Raw genomic sequence first — 1,273 nt, 5'->3', positions numbered from 1 at the left:
TGGACTGCACCAGAAGTGGTTAGCCTAACGCAAGAGGGCGATCACCACGGTGTGGTTCATGACTGGGGTGAAGTCGTAACAAGGTAGCCGTAGGGGAACCTGCGGCTGGATCACCTCCTTAAACGATGTCTTCCCCTCGCGGCAAGCGCTCACAATGAATTACCTGATCAGATGATAGAGCAAACGGTTTTCGCACGACCCCTCTTGGGTCTGTAGCTCAGTTGGTTAGAGCGCACCCCTGATAAGGGTGAGGTCGGCAGTTCAAATCTGCCCAGACCCACCAAATTCCTGTTACGCCGAAACGACGACATCGCCCCCTGCAGCTTGCTGCAATGTGCGGTTCATTGACGTGTCTGCGAGGAATTTATAACAAGAGGTTGGTCTTGCATAACACGATGGGGCCATAGCTCAGCTGGGAGAGCGCCTGCCTTGCACGCAGGAGGTCAGCGGTTCGATCCCGCTTGGCTCCACCATATCGCGTCGTACCAGGTGATACCTCCTGTGCTTCTCGTGCCGTTTGTTGGTTTTGTGACCATTGATAAGCCAGAACGCACTGCGTTGTCTTATCACTGTTCATAGAACAGTCGCTCTTTAACAATGTATATCATGCTGACAGAAACGCGTTGAACGCGTTTCTACGTAAATTGTATTGTGATACGTCTCAAGCGTATCCGGCAATCGTTATCATTGCGAACCCCAGACCCCTTCGGGTTATAGGGTCAAGCAATGAAGCGCACACGGTGGATGCCTAGGCAGCCAGAGGCGATGAAAGACGTGGTAGCCTGCGATAAGGTTCGGTGAGGTGGCAAACGACCTGTGACCCGGACATCTCTGAATGGGGAAACCCACTCATCACAAGATGAGTATCTTGCGCTGAATACATAGGCGTAAGAGGCGAACCAGGGGAACTGAAACATCTAAGTACCCTGAGGAAAAGAAATCAACCGAGATTCCCCTAGTAGCGGCGAGCGAACGGGGACCAGCCCTTAAGCGTGTGAAAGATTAGACGAACAGACTGGGAAGTCTGGCCATAGCGGGTGATAGCCCCGTAGTCGAAAATCTGATCACGTGAAATCGAGTAGGTCGGGGCACGAGAAACCTTGACTGAAGACGGGGGGACCATCCTCCAAGGCTAAATACTCCTGGCTGACCGATAGTGAACCAGTACCGTGAGGGAAAGGCGAAAAGAACCCCGGAGAGGGGAGTGAAATAGATCCTGAAACCGTGTGCGTACAAGCAGTAGGAGCCCACTTGTTGGGTGACTGCGTACCTT

The 1,273-nt window shown here is 52.7% G+C and carries 2 tRNA genes and 2 rRNA genes; all 4 read left to right on the top strand.

Annotation, left to right across the window (positions count from 1 at the left end):
- Positions 1–121, top strand: a 16S ribosomal RNA gene (locus L1249_RS17345); the annotation flags it as partial.
- An 85-nt stretch (positions 122–206) separates the two neighbouring features.
- A tRNA-Ile gene (locus tag L1249_RS17340) sits at positions 207–283 on the top strand.
- Positions 284–397: 114 nt separating this feature from the next.
- Positions 398–473: transfer RNA gene (locus L1249_RS17335), tRNA-Ala, on the top strand.
- Positions 474–717: 244 nt separating this feature from the next.
- Positions 718–1,273, top strand: a 23S ribosomal RNA gene (locus L1249_RS17330); the annotation flags it as partial.

It is taken from the genome of Halomonas sp. Cn5-12, assembly GCF_021532545.1.
GTDB classification, from domain to species: Bacteria; Pseudomonadota; Gammaproteobacteria; order Pseudomonadales; family Halomonadaceae; genus Vreelandella; species Vreelandella aquamarina.
This window is presented reverse-complemented; position numbering and strand designations above follow the sequence as displayed.